This is a genomic window from Microbacterium sp. GXF0217 (genome assembly GCF_054798195.1).
Genome location: NZ_JBSJZG010000005.1, coordinates 20,005 through 35,894, shown reverse-complemented (window position 1 = coordinate 35,894; position 15,890 = coordinate 20,005). Strand labels below are relative to the sequence as shown.

The 15,890-nt window shown below is 61.4% G+C and carries 15 protein-coding genes; 14 read left to right on the top strand and 1 reads right to left on the bottom strand.

Translation table 11 applies throughout. The annotated features are described in order from the left end of the window. The first annotated feature begins 195 nt into the window (after window positions 1-195). A complete protein-coding gene (locus ACWAT3_RS11745; RefSeq protein WP_460798648.1) occupies window positions 196-1,194 on the top strand; it encodes a LacI family DNA-binding transcriptional regulator in 999 nt (332 codons plus the stop codon). Between the two features lie 29 nt (window positions 1,195-1,223). On the opposite strand, the gene ACWAT3_RS11740 is transcribed toward ACWAT3_RS11745, so the two are convergent. Continuing rightward, on the bottom strand, window positions 1,224-1,769 hold the full coding sequence (locus ACWAT3_RS11740; RefSeq protein WP_460798646.1) for a TetR/AcrR family transcriptional regulator: 546 nt from the start codon (window positions 1,767-1,769) through the stop codon (window positions 1,224-1,226). A 249-nt stretch (window positions 1,770-2,018) separates the two neighbouring features. Between ACWAT3_RS11740 and ACWAT3_RS11735 the strand changes: the two genes are divergently transcribed. The 13 genes from ACWAT3_RS11735 (at window position 2,019) to ACWAT3_RS11675 (ending at window position 15,867) form a co-directional block, all read left to right on the top strand. After that, on the top strand, window positions 2,019-3,119 hold the full coding sequence (locus ACWAT3_RS11735) for a Gfo/Idh/MocA family protein (protein ID WP_460798645.1): 1,101 nt from the start codon (window positions 2,019-2,021) through the stop codon (window positions 3,117-3,119). After that, a complete protein-coding gene (locus tag ACWAT3_RS11730) occupies window positions 3,116-4,126 on the top strand; it encodes a sugar phosphate isomerase/epimerase family protein (RefSeq protein ID WP_460798643.1) in 1,011 nt (336 codons plus the stop codon). The genes ACWAT3_RS11735 and ACWAT3_RS11730 overlap by 4 nt, the downstream gene beginning before the upstream one ends. A gap of 93 nt (window positions 4,127-4,219) precedes the next feature. Continuing rightward, window positions 4,220-5,065 carry a TolB family protein gene (locus ACWAT3_RS11725; protein ID WP_460798641.1) on the top strand — a complete coding sequence of 282 codons (846 nt, stop codon included), beginning with the start codon at window positions 4,220-4,222 and terminating at the stop codon, window positions 5,063-5,065. Beyond that, window positions 5,065-5,577: a heme-degrading domain-containing protein gene (locus tag ACWAT3_RS11720; RefSeq protein ID WP_460798640.1), complete on the top strand. Its 513-nt coding sequence runs from the start codon at window positions 5,065-5,067 to the stop codon at window positions 5,575-5,577. The genes ACWAT3_RS11725 and ACWAT3_RS11720 overlap by 1 nt, the downstream gene beginning before the upstream one ends. Next, window positions 5,574-6,548 carry an aldo/keto reductase gene (locus ACWAT3_RS11715; RefSeq protein WP_460798638.1) on the top strand — a complete coding sequence of 325 codons (975 nt, stop codon included), beginning with the start codon at window positions 5,574-5,576 and terminating at the stop codon, window positions 6,546-6,548. Before ACWAT3_RS11720 ends, ACWAT3_RS11715 begins: the two co-directional genes overlap by 4 nt. A gap of 913 nt (window positions 6,549-7,461) precedes the next feature. Continuing rightward, window positions 7,462-8,835 carry an ABC transporter substrate-binding protein gene (locus ACWAT3_RS11710; RefSeq protein ID WP_460798636.1) on the top strand — a complete coding sequence of 458 codons (1,374 nt, stop codon included), beginning with the start codon at window positions 7,462-7,464 and terminating at the stop codon, window positions 8,833-8,835. A 64-nt stretch (window positions 8,836-8,899) separates the two neighbouring features. Next, window positions 8,900-9,856 carry a carbohydrate ABC transporter permease gene (locus ACWAT3_RS11705; RefSeq protein ID WP_460798635.1) on the top strand — a complete coding sequence of 319 codons (957 nt, stop codon included), beginning with the start codon at window positions 8,900-8,902 and terminating at the stop codon, window positions 9,854-9,856. Then, a complete protein-coding gene (locus tag ACWAT3_RS11700; RefSeq protein ID WP_460798633.1) occupies window positions 9,849-10,637 on the top strand; it encodes a carbohydrate ABC transporter permease in 789 nt (262 codons plus the stop codon). Before ACWAT3_RS11705 ends, ACWAT3_RS11700 begins: the two co-directional genes overlap by 8 nt. Window positions 10,638-11,010: 373 nt before the next feature. Beyond that, complete coding sequence (locus ACWAT3_RS11695; RefSeq protein ID WP_460798632.1) at window positions 11,011-11,862, top strand: ATP-binding cassette domain-containing protein; 852 nt, start codon at window positions 11,011-11,013, stop codon at window positions 11,860-11,862. Next, window positions 11,859-12,935, top strand: a complete 1,077-nt coding sequence (locus ACWAT3_RS11690; protein WP_460798630.1) for an ABC transporter permease — start codon at window positions 11,859-11,861, stop codon at window positions 12,933-12,935. Before ACWAT3_RS11695 ends, ACWAT3_RS11690 begins: the two co-directional genes overlap by 4 nt. 68 nt (window positions 12,936-13,003) lie before the next feature. After that, a complete protein-coding gene (locus ACWAT3_RS11685; protein ID WP_460798628.1) occupies window positions 13,004-14,038 on the top strand; it encodes a sugar ABC transporter substrate-binding protein in 1,035 nt (344 codons plus the stop codon). Between the two features lie 38 nt (window positions 14,039-14,076). Next, entirely contained in the window at window positions 14,077-15,054 is a 978-nt protein-coding gene (locus ACWAT3_RS11680; RefSeq protein ID WP_460798627.1) for a cyclase family protein, read from the top strand. 39 nt (window positions 15,055-15,093) lie between these two features. Next, a complete protein-coding gene (locus ACWAT3_RS11675; RefSeq protein ID WP_460798625.1) occupies window positions 15,094-15,867 on the top strand; it encodes an SDR family NAD(P)-dependent oxidoreductase in 774 nt (257 codons plus the stop codon). Window positions 15,868-15,890: the final 23 nt, after the last annotated feature.

Below are 15,890 nucleotides of genomic sequence, written 5' to 3'. Positions count from 1 at the left end.
GACTACGTAGTATGAGACTACGTAGTCTCACCGGAGAATGCAACAACTACTTCGCTCGCAAGCTCGACCTCCTCGAGACGTGATCGGCTCAACAGACGCATCCGATTCGCTGGCGGCTCATCGGCCTAAACTGGCTGGAGTGGGTGCGATCGGCGTAGCCACACCGTGTTATTGAATATTCGCGAGCGAGGTGCGATGGTTACCAGCCATGAAGTCGCCCGCTTGGCGGGCGTCTCTCAGTCGAGCGTCTCTCGCGTGCTCCGTGGCGCGAACAATGTCGACCCCGACATTCGCGAGAAGGTGCAGCGGGCACTCGAAACGCTGTCATATGTCCCGAATGCGTCGGCTAAGGCGATGCGAACCGCACGCACCGGGGCAGTAGGAGTTGTTGCTTCCGAGATCCTCAATCCGTACTTCCCTACTCTCGTCGACGCGATAACTCGTGCGGCTGCTGAGAAGGATCTGAGCGTGCTCTTGTGGAACGATGCCGACCCCGATGCGCCGCTCGCGCGTCAGGGGGTTGCTTCTGGCGCGGTCGACGGTGTCATCTTTGCTGCGGCGAGGCAGGATACCCGTGCGATTGCGGAGTTTGCGCGCCGCAACGTGCCGTTGCTGTTGATTAGTCGAGCCGATCCGACGCTGGCTGTCGATCAAGTCACGTCTGACCATGAAGAGTCGGGCTACCGGGCGGCGGCGTATCTCTTGGCTCACGGTCGCACGGATATCGCGACGATGTTCGGGCCGCGCGACACTTTTGCGAGCCCCGCTCGCGAACGGGGATTTCGCCGACGACTCGATGAGTCAGGGATCGCCGTCCCTGATGAACACTGGATGGTGGGGGAGACGACGTACGACCACGGCTGGGTTTCTGCGCGGCGCCTTATTGACTCGGGCCAGGTTCCGTCTGCACTTTTCTGCTCCGCCGATCTGATCGCCATCGGAGCGATGAGTGCGTTTCGGCAATCGGGCGTTCGCATCCCCGAAGACGTCTGGGTGATGGGGCACGATGGGCTCCCGATGGCTGAATGGAGCGCGTTCGATCTGACCACACAGCGTCAGCAAGTCGATGCCCTGGCGACTGCGGGAATCGAGTTGCTTTCAGAGCGGATGAGTGGAAGCGCACGAGAAGCACGACAGATCGCCTTGCCAACGGAGATGGTCGTGCGGAGTTCGACAGCGTTCGCGCCCGCATAGGCGCAACCGACGCCGCGATCACGCTGCACTCAAACGGTGCGGTAAAGGCTGACGAGGTCCTCGAGCCGACTCGGGATATCGATCTCAGGGTCAAGTAGCCACTGAACCTGAAGGCCGTCGCTGGCGGCGATGAAGATGGACGCGAGGTCCTTCGCGTCGACCGTGTTGACGATGTGACCGGCCAACTGATCGTGTCGGATCGAATCCGCGATCTCGGTCCTGAGAGCGGCGAAACGTTCGGCAAAGAACATGTTCGTCGCGCTGTCTTTGGGTTCGGCGGACGCGAGGCCACACATCGAGCTGTAGAGCGCAACAAGTCCTGGTACCCTCGCGTTTCTGCGGGCGGTCGCGATTGTTGCGTCGAGTCGGCTGATCTTCTTCCCTGCGGAATAGCTCGTGTTCACGACATCGCGTCGTCGCAAGATCTCCACGAGGAGGCCATCGCGCGAGCCGAAATGATGCAAGAGGCCTGGGCGCGTGAGGCCGACTTCTGCAGCAATGTCGTGCAGCGTCGTTCCGCTGTAGCCCTGGGTGCTGAGGATCTGCAGCGCAGCTCGTACAGCCTGATCCTGCACCGCGGACGTCTTCGCGTACTTCCCTCTCGTCGCCATAGACGCTAATGCTAAGGCAGCAAAGCGGATCGCTGGCGTTTCCCACCGCGCAGCGAGCCGATCGCATTGGTTGTTGCGGTTTGCTCTCGATTGCTAAATACTACTCCGAGTAGGGATTCACGCGTGTTTCCCTCGTTCATTCCCGTTCGAAGAAGTGCGAGAGATACCGACTATGAGGAACATCAGGCGAGTCGCGGTGACGGAGAGTGCTGGATGACGCTCGACGGTCGAGGCCTTCGGGTAGGCATTGTCGGAGGGGGATTCATGGCCGGCGTGCATGCGCACGCCGCGCGCGCAGCTGGTGCGGAGCTCGTGGCGGTTGCTACCACGAGTCTCGAGCGCGCTCGCTCTGCTGCCGAGCGGCTTGGCGCCGCGCGGGCGGCGTTCGCCGACGACATCCTCGCAGCCAGTGACGTGGATATCGTCCACATTTGCTCGCCGAACAGCACACATGCGCGGATGACTCTTGCAGCGCTCGCGGCAGGCAAACATGTGGTGTGCGAGAAGCCCATCGCGACGACCATGGACGACGCTGTGTCGATCGCGCGCGCCGCAGACGAGGCCGGTCGTATCGTCGCGGTGCCGTTTGTCTATCGATTCCATCCGCTCGTTCGCGAAACTCGCGCGCGTCTCGAGGGTGCAAAGATCACGACCTTCCAAGGTGCGTATCTTCAAGACTGGCTGCTCGAGGACAAAGACTGGAACTGGCGGGTGGACGCGGGCCAAGGCGGACGCTCACGAGCGTTCGCCGATATCGGCTCGCACCTCGTTGACCTACTCGAGTTCGTGACGGGGCAGCGCATCGTCGAGCTTGTCGGGCACACATCTCGGCTTCATGATGAACGCGGCGGCCGTCTGGTCGAGACCGAAGACGCGGTATCTGCGGTTGCGGGCCTTGACGGAGGTGGCATGGGGACGCTCCTCGTGTCGCAGGTGTCCCCGGGACGCAAGAACGGTCTTGTGATCGAAATATCAACGGACGAAATCACCTACCGGTTCGAGCAGGAGCATCCCGAGCAAATGTGGCTTGGGAGACGCACGGACAGCATTGTTCTTCCGCGCGATCCGGCTCAGCTTTCGTCGGATGCGGCTCGACTGAGCGTTGTGCCAGCGGGGCACCCACAGGGATACCAAGACGCGTTCAACGCATTCGTATGCGACGCATATGCCTCTATGCGGGGCGACCTACGCTCGGGACTTCCCATCGCGGCGGATGGCGTCCGTGCTGTCCAGCTCACCCAAGCAGTCATGGATTCCGCCGATCAGCACAGCTGGATAGATACCAAGTTTTCAAAGGGGAGCCGTCGAGTATGACGAACCATCCTGTGACGTTGTTTACCGGTCAGTGGGCGGATCTTCCGTTCGAGGAGGTGGCGCGTCTTGCGGCCGAGTGGGGCTACGACGGGCTGGAGGTTGCAGCATCCGGCGATCATCTCGACCTTCGTCGTGCCGACGAGGATGATGCGTATGCGGCATCCCGGTTGGAGATCCTGGATCGTCACGGGCTGAAGCTGTACGCGATTTCGAATCATCTCGCGGGTCAGGCGGTGTGTGATGCGCCGATCGATTTTCGGCATGAGGCGATTCTGCGCGACTACGTGTGGGGCGATGGTGAGGCTGAGGGTGTGCGGCGGCGTGCGGCGGAAGACATGCAGCGGTCGGCTCGTGTTGCCCGCAAGTTGGGTGTCCACACGGTGGTCGGGTTTACGGGTTCGTCGATCTGGCAGTATGTGGCGATGTTTCCGCCGGTGCCGGCGTCGGTGATCGAGGGTGGTTTCGAGGACTTCGCGGCCCGGTGGAATCCGATCCTGGATGTGTTCGATGGTGAGGGTGTGCGGTTTGCGCACGAGGTGCATCCGGGTGAGATCGCGTACGACTACTGGTCGTCGGTGCGCGCGCTCGAGGCCATTGAGCACCGTTCTGCGTTCGGGTTCAACTGGGATCCGTCGCACATGATGTGGCAGAACATCGACCCGGTGGGGTTCATCTGGGATTTCAAGGACCGGATCTATCACGTGGATTGCAAGGACAGCCGGATGCGTCCACGCAACGGGCGTGCCGGGGTGCTGGGTTCGCACCTGCCGTGGGGTGATCCGCGGCGCGGGTGGGACTTCGTCTCGACCGGGCATGGGGATGTGCCGTGGGAGGACTCGTTCCGTGCGTTGGATGCGATCGGGTACACCGGTCCGATCTCTATCGAGTGGGAAGACGCGGGCATGGACCGGTTGCACGGCGCCGCCGAAGCGGTCACGTTCGTGAAGTCACTGCTGTGGCCTGCCCCGGATCGTCCCTTCGACGCAGCCTTCAGCAACCAGGACTGAGTCGAACCGAACACGATGAGAGGGAATATGGAGACCGCGACAGTGTCGTTGGCGCGAAAGCTTCGTCCTGGACAGCGAAGCCGGGTCGTTGTCATGGATGCATTCTCTGGCAGCAGGTCTGTCGTGCTCGAATCATCTGAACGCCTCTTCGAAGCGCCGAACTGGACACATGACGGGACCCTGCTCCTGAACGCGGACGGAGGCCTGTGGCGGCTCGAGCTCTCTACGGGCGACGTCTCGGAAGTCGCGTTCACCGATCTCCCGGAAATCAACAACGATCACGTCCTCTCGATGACCGGCGACACGATCTACCTCTCGGCGAACGACGGACACATCTATGAAGGCGCCGTTGTCGGGGGCGCGGTGCGACGAGTGACGAGTGACGTGCATTCACGGAAGCACTTTCTGCACGGCGTAAGTCCGGCGGGAGATCTTCTCGCATATATCGGAGTCGAGACGAACCTCGCTGGCGTTCGAGAGGCCAACGTGTTCACGCTCTCGATCGCAAGCGGCGAGAGCGTACAGCTCACGTTCGGCGACAAACCTTCCGACGGCAGCGAGTTCTCACCGGATGGTGAGTGGATCTACTTCAACACCGAACGGTTCAGCAGTTCGTCTGGGCACGCACAGATTGCGCGTATGCCCAGCGGGGGTGGCGCCATCGAGCAGCTCACCTTCGACGACGGGGTGAACTGGTTCCCTCATCTTTCGCCGGATGGCGCCAGCGTCGTATTCCTCACGTACCCCCCGGGGACAGTAGGTCACCCAGCCGATCGAGACGTTGCACTTCGTCTCGCGCCGACGACTGACTTCGCTCAAGCCCGTGACGTCGCGCGACTGACGGGCGGTCAAGGCACGATCAATGTACACAGCTGGGCTCCCGACTCTCGCAGATTTGCGTTTGTGGAGTACCCAACCGAGTCTGAAGGAAGTCAATGATGCCAGAACCACTCACGTTCGAAGACCTCGCGGATCAAGAAGCCGCGCTTGAGTTCGCGCATTTCACCCCCACGGACGCGTGGCAGCTTGGTACGTCCCTTGCCGAGCGGGCGATCGCGTCGGAGTATCCGGTCGTCATCGACATCCGCCGACCCGGGTTCGTGCTGTTTCACGCGGCGCTCGAGGGGAGCACGCCGGACCAAGACGAATGGGTGAGCCGCAAGTCCTCGACGGTTCTGAGGATGGATATGAGCAGCCGAAGGTTCGCCGCTCGCATCGCCGCGGGAAGTGTTGACCCCTTCGCAAACGGCTGGCTGAACGAACGCTACACGTTGGCTGGTGGATCGATACCTATCCGGGTGAAGGGCGTTGGCCTTGTTGCCGCCGTGACGGTTTCTGGACTTCCTTCCCACGAAGACCACGACTTCATCGTCGAAGGTATCGCCGCCGCGTTCGCTTCGGTGCCTGGACTTTCTGCAGCAGAAGCCGTCGTTCAAGGAGCAATAAAATGAAGTACGTCAAGCTGGGATCGACAGGCCTAGATGTCTCGGCGATCGCTCTGGGATGTATGAGCTACGGGGATGCTTCCCGCGGTGGCCACCAGTGGGTTCTGAACGAAGAAGATAGTCGACCGCTGTTCGCTGCTGCGCTTGATGCGGGTATCAACTTCTTTGATTCCGCCAACGTGTACTCCGGTGGAAGCAGTGAAGAGTTCCTTGGTCGTGCGCTTCGTGAACTAGGAGCCAACCGCGATGCTGTCGTGGTTGCAACGAAAGTCCACGGCACGATGCACGACGGGCCCAACGGTGCGGGGCTGTCGCGCAAAGCGATTCTGCAGGAGGTAGACAACAGTCTCCGGAGACTGCAGACCGATTACATCGACCTGTACCAGGTTCACCGTTGGGACTCGTCGACACCGATCGAAGAGACGCTCGAAGCCCTCAATGACGTTGTAAAAGCGGGCAAGGTTCGCTATCTCGGCGCATCATCGATGTACGCATGGCAATTTTCGAAGGCACTCTATCTTCAGAGGTTGCACGGTTGGTCGTCGTTTGTCTCAATGCAGGATCACTACAACCTCATCAATCGAGAGTTCGAGCGCGAGATGGCAGGCCTCTGTGCGGATCAGGGCATCGGCGTCGTCCCCTGGAGTCCGCTGGCGCGAGGCAAACTGACCCGTGATTGGGGAGCACAGAGCGCACGCTCGGAGTCTGACTCGATTTCCGGGCGGCTCTACGCGCAAACAGAATCCGCCGACCGCAACGTCGCCGACGTCGTCGCAGCGGTTGGTGCCGAGCTCGAGGTTCCGCGGGCGCAGGTTGCGTTGTCGTGGCTGTTGTCGAAGCCTTCGGCGGTGCCCCTCGTCGGCGCCACGAAGCTCTCACACCTCTCAGATGCCGTCGCAGCGACGCGGCTGGAGCTTTCTGCAGAGATAGTCGCACGGCTGGAGGACCCGTACGTTCCGCACGCATATATCGTCTAAGCGAAATGACTCATGGGACGCCAGAGGGATATCTGGCAGGATGTCGGTCCCGTGGGGGCTGTCGATACGATGTAGACGACAATTACCTCACGTGCGCAGAAGCGATCGTGCGCGTGCGCGCCGACTACCGGGCCGCCCGACTTCCCGCCGATCGTCCGATTCCACGAGATGCCACGGAATTCGATCGACTTGCCTCGCCGCCCGAACGAACGGTCGTTCACGGCACGTCGTGGGGGTACAAGCGCGGATGCCGGAGCGTCGAAGTCTGTCCGAACAGGGATCGCGCGGAACTGACGTGCTCCGAGGCGCGCCAGCGCTACTACGCGAGCTACAAGGCTGCTCGCGCATCGGGCAATGGCACCGCGATTGCGCATGGAACTGCGGCAGGCTACATCGCGGGATGCAGAGACACTCGCGCCTGCTCACGCGATCCCGTAACGGGCATGACGTGTCTCGATGCGCGCCGGGCGTACAAGCTTCAGTACGCCCGGCGGTCGGGGATCTTGCCCCGCGAGGAATCGCGCGACGCGCGGAGAGCGGCGAAGTATCTCCGGCTACTCGCAGCCCAAGGCCGCTCGATGCGGTCTCTCGCGAAGGACGCGGGAATCGCCAAGGAGACCGTGCGGAGGCTTCTTGCAAGTGAACTCGAGCAGGGAGTACGTGCATCGGCCTCGACGATTGAAGCCGTCGAGCGTCTGTATGCAGCATGTCGGATGAGGAGCGACGCGCGGGTGAACGGCGCTGAGATCGAAGTTGATCGAGTGCGATAACTTTCGTACTTAGGTTCCATAACTTTCGTACCCAACTACTTGCAATTGGCGCGACGACGAAACTAAACTCCTAGCCAAGCGTCACACAACGCGGTCCCGGCGCACCTAATGCGCAGGGAACCATGGATCAAAGGAGACCAAACGTGTCCCGCAGTCGTTCACGAATCATGCAGGCGCTCGTGCTCGGAGCCGCCGCCACGCTCGTTGTCTCGGGCTGCGCTGCCGGGGGAGGGGCCAGCGGTGATGGCGGTTCCGCGACCTCTGGCACCGTGAACTGGTGGTCGTGGACCCCCGATAACGACCTCGCAGAGCGAGAGATCGCCGCGTTCAACGAGGAATATCCCGACATCGAGGTGGTCTACAAGAAGATCCCAAGCGGGGACTACAACGCGGTCATGCGGCCGGCGCTCGCTTCGAACGAGGGGCCCGATGTTTTCACCGTTGCGGCGGTCGGCACCGTTGGTCCCATCGATCTGTTCGGCGATTACGCCACGGACCTGACGGCGGATGCCGAAAAGCTCATGGGTGCCGACTGGAAATCGCAGGTCTGGGATCTCGGAGTCGAGGCGTTCACCGACGAGGACGATCGGTTCGTCGCAATGCCGTGGGCTCGTATCGGCGCTGGTGGAATGTGGATCAATCAAGATCTCTTCGACCAGTTCCAGCTGGAGGCGCCGACCAATCTTCAGGAGTGGAAAGAGGTCTGTGAAGTATTCCGCTCCAACGGGTACGGGTGCTTCAGAGAGGGAGTCGGGGCGAAACTTTTCGACGTCGACACGTTGCATTCGATCGTGAACAGCATCGAACCCGGACTCTATGAGAAGGCCATTCATGGTGAGGCGGAGTGGACAGATCCTGCCATTGTGGAAGCCTTTGAAATATTCGCGAGCCTCGAAAGCGAAGGCATCCTCGATCCCGGGAGCGTTGGCATTCAGCAGTACCCGGACGTGAACAACGCCTTCCTTTCCGGCGAGGTCGCGATGGTGCAGATGGGCTCTTGGTACGCCCAATACATGACGACGAACAGCATGACCGCAGCGCTCGCTGGAGCGGGTGTGCCAGCGAGCACTGAACCGATCACCATCGTGCCTGTCGACTTTCCGGATGTCGCGGGTAAGGGCAACCCCCCGACGTTGTTCATTGAACCCGATGCGGCGCAAGCCGTGAACGCAAAGTCGAAGGTACGCAACGCTGCGACGACGTTCGCGCTGTGGCTAGGCGGAACCGAATCAGGCCAGCAGGCGGTCACCGACAACATGGATTCCGTTCCGACGCTGAAGGGCATCGAACCGAAGTGGGATTCTCTCGAGCTGGTGAACCCCGATGTTCAGCTACCGCTCCTGCAGGAGCTTTACGCGGACTACAGTGCGGCCACTGAGCAGCGCAAGGGACTGCCGGGAGTCAACCTGCAAGCAATCGCGGACGCAAACCAGGCGGTGGTAAGCGGTCAAGCGACACCGGAAGAAGGGGCCGCGTCGATTCAAGCGGTGTTCGACGCTAACCCGGTGTCCGAGTAAAAAGACGACAGTTCGTGAGGGTGGCCGCAGCTTCCAACGAGTGCGGTCACCAAGAGAGGCATCGATGAACATCTCGTCACGTGTCACAGCGCCGGCCCCTGATACTGCGACGCTCGTCACAGGGCGCCCGCGGCGCACGGTCGTATCGCGAAAAAAGCGTAACGCGGGACTGCCTTGGATCTTGCCAGCGATCGTCGTATCCGTCGGAGTGCTGTACTACTGCATCGGCTACACAGGGATGCTGTCGTTCATGGAATGGGACGGCGCATCTCCGAGGCAGAGCTTCGTCGGGATCGACAACTATGCGCGTATGGTTGAGGATCCCGTGTTCTGGAAGTCGTTGAGGAACACAGCGTTCTATTTTGTTGTCGTCTTCGCGTCGCAGGTCATCCTCGGGTTCACGATGGCATCAATTCTGCACTCGAAGATTTACCTTCGGACGCTATACAAGGTCCTCATCTTCATCCCGGTCGTGATCGCACCCGCGACGGTGGCACCCGTGTTTCGCGAAATCTATGCGCCGGACGGGCAGCTCAACTCGGTGCTCGATGCAATTGGGCTCGGTGCGCTTAGCTCCGCGTGGCTTGCGAACGGAACCACCGCGCTGATCGTGGTCATGTCGGTCGCGGTCTGGCAGACGACAGGAATCATGTTCGTCCTGTATTACGCCGCGATGAGCCAGATCGATTTGGACACTTTAGAAGCCGCGCGCTTGGACGGTGCTGGCGAAGCACGAGTTCTCGGCAGCATCGTCTGGCCGGGCGTGCGTGGTACGACCGTGGCGATCGCAGTGCTCACTGCGATCGATTCCCTCAAGGTTTTCGACATACCGTTCCTTATCACCGATGGTGGACCGAACAACTCCACCGAATTTCTCGGCACGCAGATCTACGACGTCAGCGTCGCACTCTCGCAAGTCGGGTACGGCTCAGCACTGTCCATCGTGCTGCTCATCGTTGCGCTCACCGTCGCAATCATCATGAACTTGGCTCGACGCGAAAGGGTAACGTCCCGTGTTTGACCTCCGCACCAGGCGCAGCAAGCTCGTACTCCAGCTTCTTGCCACCGTCATCGTCGTGCCCTTCGTGTTCCCGCTTGTCGCGATGGTGACGGGTTCGCTCGCGGGCGCTGGGTGGCAAAATTATCGAACCGTCCTCGAGATGGGCACCTTGCCGAGGTTCTTCGTCAACAGCGTCATCATCTCAGCGGGCGTCATAGCCCTCGTTCTGGTCTGCACGTTGACGGCTGCGTTCGGGTTGTCGAAGCTCGGCATCCGCGGCAAAGAGATCTACTTCTGGATGCTGCTGGTGTGCTTAACGCTGCCCGAAGTCGTGCTCATTGCACCCCTGTTCGCCACGGTCACGGCGGCGGGTGCCTACAACACGTATCTGGCCGTCATCATCCCGGCAGCTGCGCTCTACATTCCGTTCGCTGTCCTGCTGGCTCGAAACTTCGTCGATGGGGTACCGAACGAACTCGCCGAAGCGGCGAGGGTCGACGGCGCCAGCAATGTTCTGGTCTTCTGGCACATCATCTTGCCGCTCACAAGGCCCATCGCGGCAGCGATCGTCGTGCTCGTCTTCATCTCATCGTGGAACGGATATCTGCTTCCGCTGCTGTTCCTGCAGACGCCTGACATGCAAACGATCACGCTCGTACCGCAGTACTTCGTCGGCGAGTTCAACAATGATCAGACAAAGGTTCTTGCGGCAGCCGTACTCACCGCGCTCCCCGTGATCATCGCCTACATCAGTTTTCAGCGCTTCTTCGAACGAGGCCTCGCGGCGGGCGCGCTCAAGTAGCCTCTCGCACCCTCTCAATACCCGCCTCGTGGCTGCTGTAGCGCCCGTGGGGCGGGTATTTGTGATGTCGAACTCCGGCGTGCGAGTGACATTCAAATAGGTGCTCTGCGGGCGAAACCGGGCTGCCTTAGCGCGAGAACGAGTGGACGGGGCGAGTTTTCGCCGAGCTGTTGACACTCGATCCAGAGAGCTCTATGTTCATGAGCACTGGTCAATCTTACTTACTTTAGTTTCCTCTAGATTCTCATTCTCTCGTCGCTGAGTGAATGGACGAGAGACAAGAGGACCCGGGTAAGGCCGAGGGCCATCAGAACTGGAACCACATCGACGCGACCCGCGTCGATCAGGACGACTCAATGTGGAGGCACAACTCGTGGACAGCGAACATACAAGCGGTGCGGGCGGTGGAGAAAGGACGTCACCGACCGATCCAGCACTTCCTGGCGCAGTGCCCGTCGATCAAAAAGTTGAACGAGTGGCGATCGCGGGGCGCTCTATTGCGAAGCGCTTCGGGCACGTTCAGGCGTTGTCCGACGCGAGTGTCACGGTCCGACCGGGAGAGGTCGTCGCGCTCTTCGGAGACAACGGCGCAGGAAAATCGACCTTCTTGAAGACTCTGCTTGGCATCGTCACTCCGGATTCTGGCCAGCTCATTATCGGGGGAGAGGAAGTCGAGCTTGGCTCGATCCGTGACGCTCAAAGCCGCGGCGTTGACTGTGTACATCAGGATCTCGCGCTTGCACCCGATCTTTCGGTCGTCGACAACATGTTCCTCGGCCACGAGCTCATGGCACGATCGGTGCTCGGCCGGTTGGGGATCGTCAACCGGGCAGAGATGACTGAGCGTGCGGACGCAGCTCTGCGAGAGCTCTCGATCAAACTTCCGTCTCTGTCCGTACAGATCCGCGACCTATCTGGTGGTCAGCGACAGGCCGTTGCTGTCGCGCGTGCAGTTATGTGGTCGCGTACAGCGGTTCTCATGGACGAGCCGACCGCGGCGCTGGGCGCGCGGCAGAGCGAGATCGTGTGCGACCTCATGCGCACCGTCGCTGAGCGGGGCCTCGGAGTGCTCGTAGTGTCACACGATCTACCGCGAGTGCTGAAGGTGGCGGATCGGGTCTGCGTGCTGTGGCGCGGAGCGACGGCGCTGGACGAGCAGGCAGACACGCTGACTGTGCCCGATGTCGTAGCGACGATGGTCGGCTACCGAGCGGAGGCAGCATGAACCTCCGCTCGAAATCGGCGACCGCGACCGGCGCTGTGGAAGTCGACCTCGATCTTCGAAGCGTGAAGGGGCCGTCGTCGTTCGTGAAATGGCTCCGTGCGGGGGGCACGTGGGTGCTTCTTCTGGATCTCGTATTGATCTTGGTATTCGGACTTCTCTCACCGGGCAACGTGTTCTGGTCGTTGCAGAACTTTCAGTCCCTTGCGCTTGCCGGCACGCAGTTGATGCTTATTTCGCTCGGTCTCGCGGTGTTCTTGGCCGCTGGCTACATCGACATCTCTGTCGGTGCGAACCTCGTGCTCTCGTCCGTCTTTGGTGCAAGGGCGATGCTGGAGTTCAGCGGCCCGATGGATGCCGGAGGTAATTACGCCACGCCGGGCCTCGGAATCACGATGGGTCTCCTCGTCGCTCTTCTCGTGGGCGTGCTCTTCGGTCTCATCAATGGGTTCGTGATCGGCTTTCTCGGGGTGAACTCGCTGATCGCCACCCTGGGCACGACCGGGATTGCAACGGGAGTCGCGCTGCTCCTTACGAGCGGCTCGGATATCGGCCAGCTTCCGATCGAACTCCAGTCCGGATTCGGACTTCAAACGATCGGCCCTATCCCTCTGCCGGTGCTTGTCGCGGTACTCGTCGCTCTGCTCCTGTGGGTGATGATGCGGTACAGCAAACTCGGCGTCCATACCCTTTCGCTCGGATCATCCCGGGTGGCCGCGCAGCGGGCGGGCATCCGAGTGCGCAGCCTCATTCTCGGCCTGGCCGCGCTGAGCGGGCTCACAGCGGGTCTTGCAGGTTTCGTGTCGATCGCCCACTATGGCGCGACAACCGTTACCGGACATGCGAACGATCCACTCGCGGCGATCACCGCGGTCGTCATCGGCGGCACTGCGCTCGAGGGCGGCCGGCTGAGCCTCGCCGGAACGGTGTGGGGCGTCGGGCTCACGGTTCTTCTCCAGGGCGGACTGATCATCATCGGGGTCCCGTCTTTCTGGCAGCTCATCGCGGTTGGAGCCGTCCTTATCGCGGCGGTCGCTCTCGATCGGTTCCGCGCGAAGGGCCGACAAGATACGTAACCCAGCGCGCAGGATCTCTCAGCGACGCTGCACACCTTTAGACCAACTCAAAGAAGAGGAAACACAATATGAAAAGCAAGAAGACGTTCGTAGCGTTGTCGACAGCTGGCGTTGCGGTACTTCTGCTGTCCGCGTGCACCGGCGGCGGTGCGCCGAGTGCAACAAGTAGTGCCGACGGCGGCGCTGAGCGTGTGAAGATCGCAACAGTTATCGGCAACCTTCAGGACTCGTTCTGGCAAACGGTGATGTGTGGCGCGAAGTCCGGAGCGGAGAAGGACGGCAACGTCGATCAGCAGTTCTTCACGACTCCGACGACAGAGCCCGCAGGTCTCCAGGCGAGCTACAACGCCGCCGCGCTCACGAACCCGGATGGCTACTTTCTCAATCTGTTCCAGAGTTCACAGTTGGTGAACGAGACGAAGACGCTCATGAGCAAGGGCATCCCCGTGGTCGGAACTCAGCCAATGGAGCCTCAGGCACTCTACTCAGTCCCCTACGTTGACTTCAGTTCCGACGAGCTCGTCGACGAGTTCTTGGCGCGCCTCCCCGACGGCCCCGGAACGATCGCGGTTCTCGCCGGGACCGCGGGCATCGCGCCTGTAGAGGTGCGGTGGCAACCGCTGGTCGAGGCTGTCGAGTCCGAGCGGCCCGACATCGAGGTCGTGATCGAGTACACCAACTTCGACGTCACCAAGGCCACGACAGCCGCCACCTCCATCGTGCTCGCGAACCCCGACCTCAAAATGATTCTGGCCTCCAACGGACCCGACTCCGTTGGAGTGGTGGCGGCTTTGAAGCAGCTCAAGGTCAAGCCGGGAGAGCTCACAGTGTGGGCCTGGGACGGCGACCCGGTCGCAATCGACGCGCTCCGCGCTGGCTACATCAGTGATGTCTTCGCGCAATCGGCTTTCGCTCGAGGAGAGGCGGCGATCACTGAGATCGCCGAAGCGATCCGCACCCATCCGAAGGGGGAGGCGCTGGAGCCCCGACCGCAGTCCGAATGGTCTGCTCCGCCACTGGGGCATCTGACGACCGAGAACATCGACAGTGAAGAGTCTCAGCAGTACCTCTACATCACCACCGAAGAGTGCCCGTACGAGTAATGGATCACTCATCAACCCGCCGACCAGCGAAGGATCGCATGCCGGAGAACGCTGATCGGGCGAACGATAGGCCTGTCGTCGAGTCGGCGCTCTCGCTGCCCATCGACCTGTGCACGTGGGAGAGGTGGGGTGCGGATGACACGGCAGGAGCGCTGAACTACATCACGCCGCAGGTGATGAAGGAGTCTATTGGGACGGTCTCCGTAGGCCGGAGCGTGTCGCTGTCTTGGGATATAGATCCTCACATGCCTGACGAAGAGGACCCTCCCGCGAGACAGATGCTGCGAACTGGGGAGTCGGTGGGCCACCGCCCCCAGCCCGAGGGTGCGGATGCATCGCGGCTCGACTTCGCATCCGAACGGATTGCGATGAGCTTTCACGGCTACACGATCACCCACATCGACGCTCTCTCGCACTGCTTCTGGGACGGACTGATGTACGGTGGCCGACGCGCAGACGAGGTCACAGCCGCGGACGGAGCGACGATCCACGATGTGAGGTCGACGCAGGATGGCATCACCACACGGGGGGTCTTGATAGATGCGGCCGGATTCTATGGTCGACGCTGGCTGGATCCCGGGGAGACGGTCAGCGCCGACGACATTCGAAGGATCGAGGACGCGCACGGGTTTCGTATTCAACAAGGCGACGCGGTCTTTCTGCGGACGGGATTCGGGCGGCGGCGTCGCGAGCACGGTCCCAGTTGTTTCGACGACGGCTATCCGGGATGGGACGTGAGCTGTCTGCCGCTCTTCGCGGAGCGCGAGGTCTCTCTCATCGGTTCCGATACGGCAAACGATGCGCTACCCAATCCGTATGCCGGCGTCGGCATGCCGATGCCGATTCACGCAATCAGCATCGTGGCGATGGGTCTTCGGCTGATCGACAATTGCGATCTAGAGCCGCTGTCGGAGACATCCCGAGAGCTAGGCCGCTCTACGTTCCTCCTCTCTGTCCCCGCGCTGAGACTGGTCGGCTCCACCGGCAGCCCGGTCAACCCGGTCGCAGTCTTCTAGGTCCATCAACAGCCCACAACGAAAGGCACGAACAACACCATGAGATTCGAAGATCAGACTGCGATCGTGACCGGTGCTGCCACCGGGATCGGCGAGGGCATCGCGCTGCTGCTCGCAGAGGAGGGGGCGTCCGTTGTCGTCGTGGATGTCAATCCCAACGTGCATCACGTAGCCGATGCGATCGTCGCCCGTGGTGGACGTGCGCTCGCTGTCGTCGCCGATGTCGCAGCCGAGCGGGACGTCGACCGCGCAGTGGCGGCTGCGGTTGATACATTTGGCGGCCTGAATGTGCTCGTGAACAACGTCGGTATCCAGGACGGCAAAGGCATCGATGAGGTCAGTGCTGCAGAGTGGGATCGCACGATCTCCGTGAACCTGCGATCTGTCTACTTGTTTATGCACGCCGCGGTCCCGCATCTGAAGCGGGCAGCTCCGGCCGCGTCCGTCGTGAACATCTCGTCAGTACACGCCGGCAGCACGTTGCCGCAGACATCTTCGTACGCCGCGTCCAAAGCCGGTGTGCTCGGGCTGACGCGCAGCAGTGCGCTGGATCTCGCACCTTTCGGCGTGCGCGTAAACGCTGTCTCCCCAGGTACGGTTGGCACCGGCATGTTCTATCAGTGGCTCGACAGCACCGAGGATCGTGACGCATCGATGGCACTGATGCTGAGACATCAGCCGATCGGACGCATCGGCACGCCAGACGACATCGCTGAGGCAGTTGCGTTTCTCGCGAGCGACAAGGCTTCGTACATCACGGCCCAGACGCTCTGGGTGGACGGCGGGCAGTCCGCTCACGCGTTCATGCCGTAGCGAGCAAGTGAAACAGAGCCCCC

What these genes read in the sequence shown, in the direction of transcription:
- ACWAT3_RS11745 (WP_460798648.1), top strand. Translation starts at nt 196, where the DNA reads ATGGTTACCAGCCATGAAGTCGCCCGCTTGGCGGGCGTCTCTCAGTCG.
- ACWAT3_RS11735 (WP_460798645.1), top strand. Translation starts at nt 2,019, where the DNA reads ATGACGCTCGACGGTCGAGGCCTTCGGGTAGGCATTGTCGGAGGGGGA.
- ACWAT3_RS11730 (WP_460798643.1), top strand. Translation starts at nt 3,116, where the DNA reads ATGACGAACCATCCTGTGACGTTGTTTACCGGTCAGTGGGCGGATCTT.
- ACWAT3_RS11725 (WP_460798641.1), top strand. Translation starts at nt 4,220, where the DNA reads ATGGATGCATTCTCTGGCAGCAGGTCTGTCGTGCTCGAATCATCTGAA.
- ACWAT3_RS11720 (WP_460798640.1), top strand. Translation starts at nt 5,065, where the DNA reads ATGCCAGAACCACTCACGTTCGAAGACCTCGCGGATCAAGAAGCCGCG.
- ACWAT3_RS11715 (WP_460798638.1), top strand. Translation starts at nt 5,574, where the DNA reads ATGAAGTACGTCAAGCTGGGATCGACAGGCCTAGATGTCTCGGCGATC.
- ACWAT3_RS11705 (WP_460798635.1), top strand. Translation starts at nt 8,900, where the DNA reads ATGAACATCTCGTCACGTGTCACAGCGCCGGCCCCTGATACTGCGACG.
- ACWAT3_RS11690 (WP_460798630.1), top strand. Translation starts at nt 11,859, where the DNA reads ATGAACCTCCGCTCGAAATCGGCGACCGCGACCGGCGCTGTGGAAGTC.
- ACWAT3_RS11685 (WP_460798628.1), top strand. Translation starts at nt 13,004, where the DNA reads ATGAAAAGCAAGAAGACGTTCGTAGCGTTGTCGACAGCTGGCGTTGCG.
- ACWAT3_RS11680 (WP_460798627.1), top strand. Translation starts at nt 14,077, where the DNA reads ATGCCGGAGAACGCTGATCGGGCGAACGATAGGCCTGTCGTCGAGTCG.
- ACWAT3_RS11675 (WP_460798625.1), top strand. Translation starts at nt 15,094, where the DNA reads ATGAGATTCGAAGATCAGACTGCGATCGTGACCGGTGCTGCCACCGGG.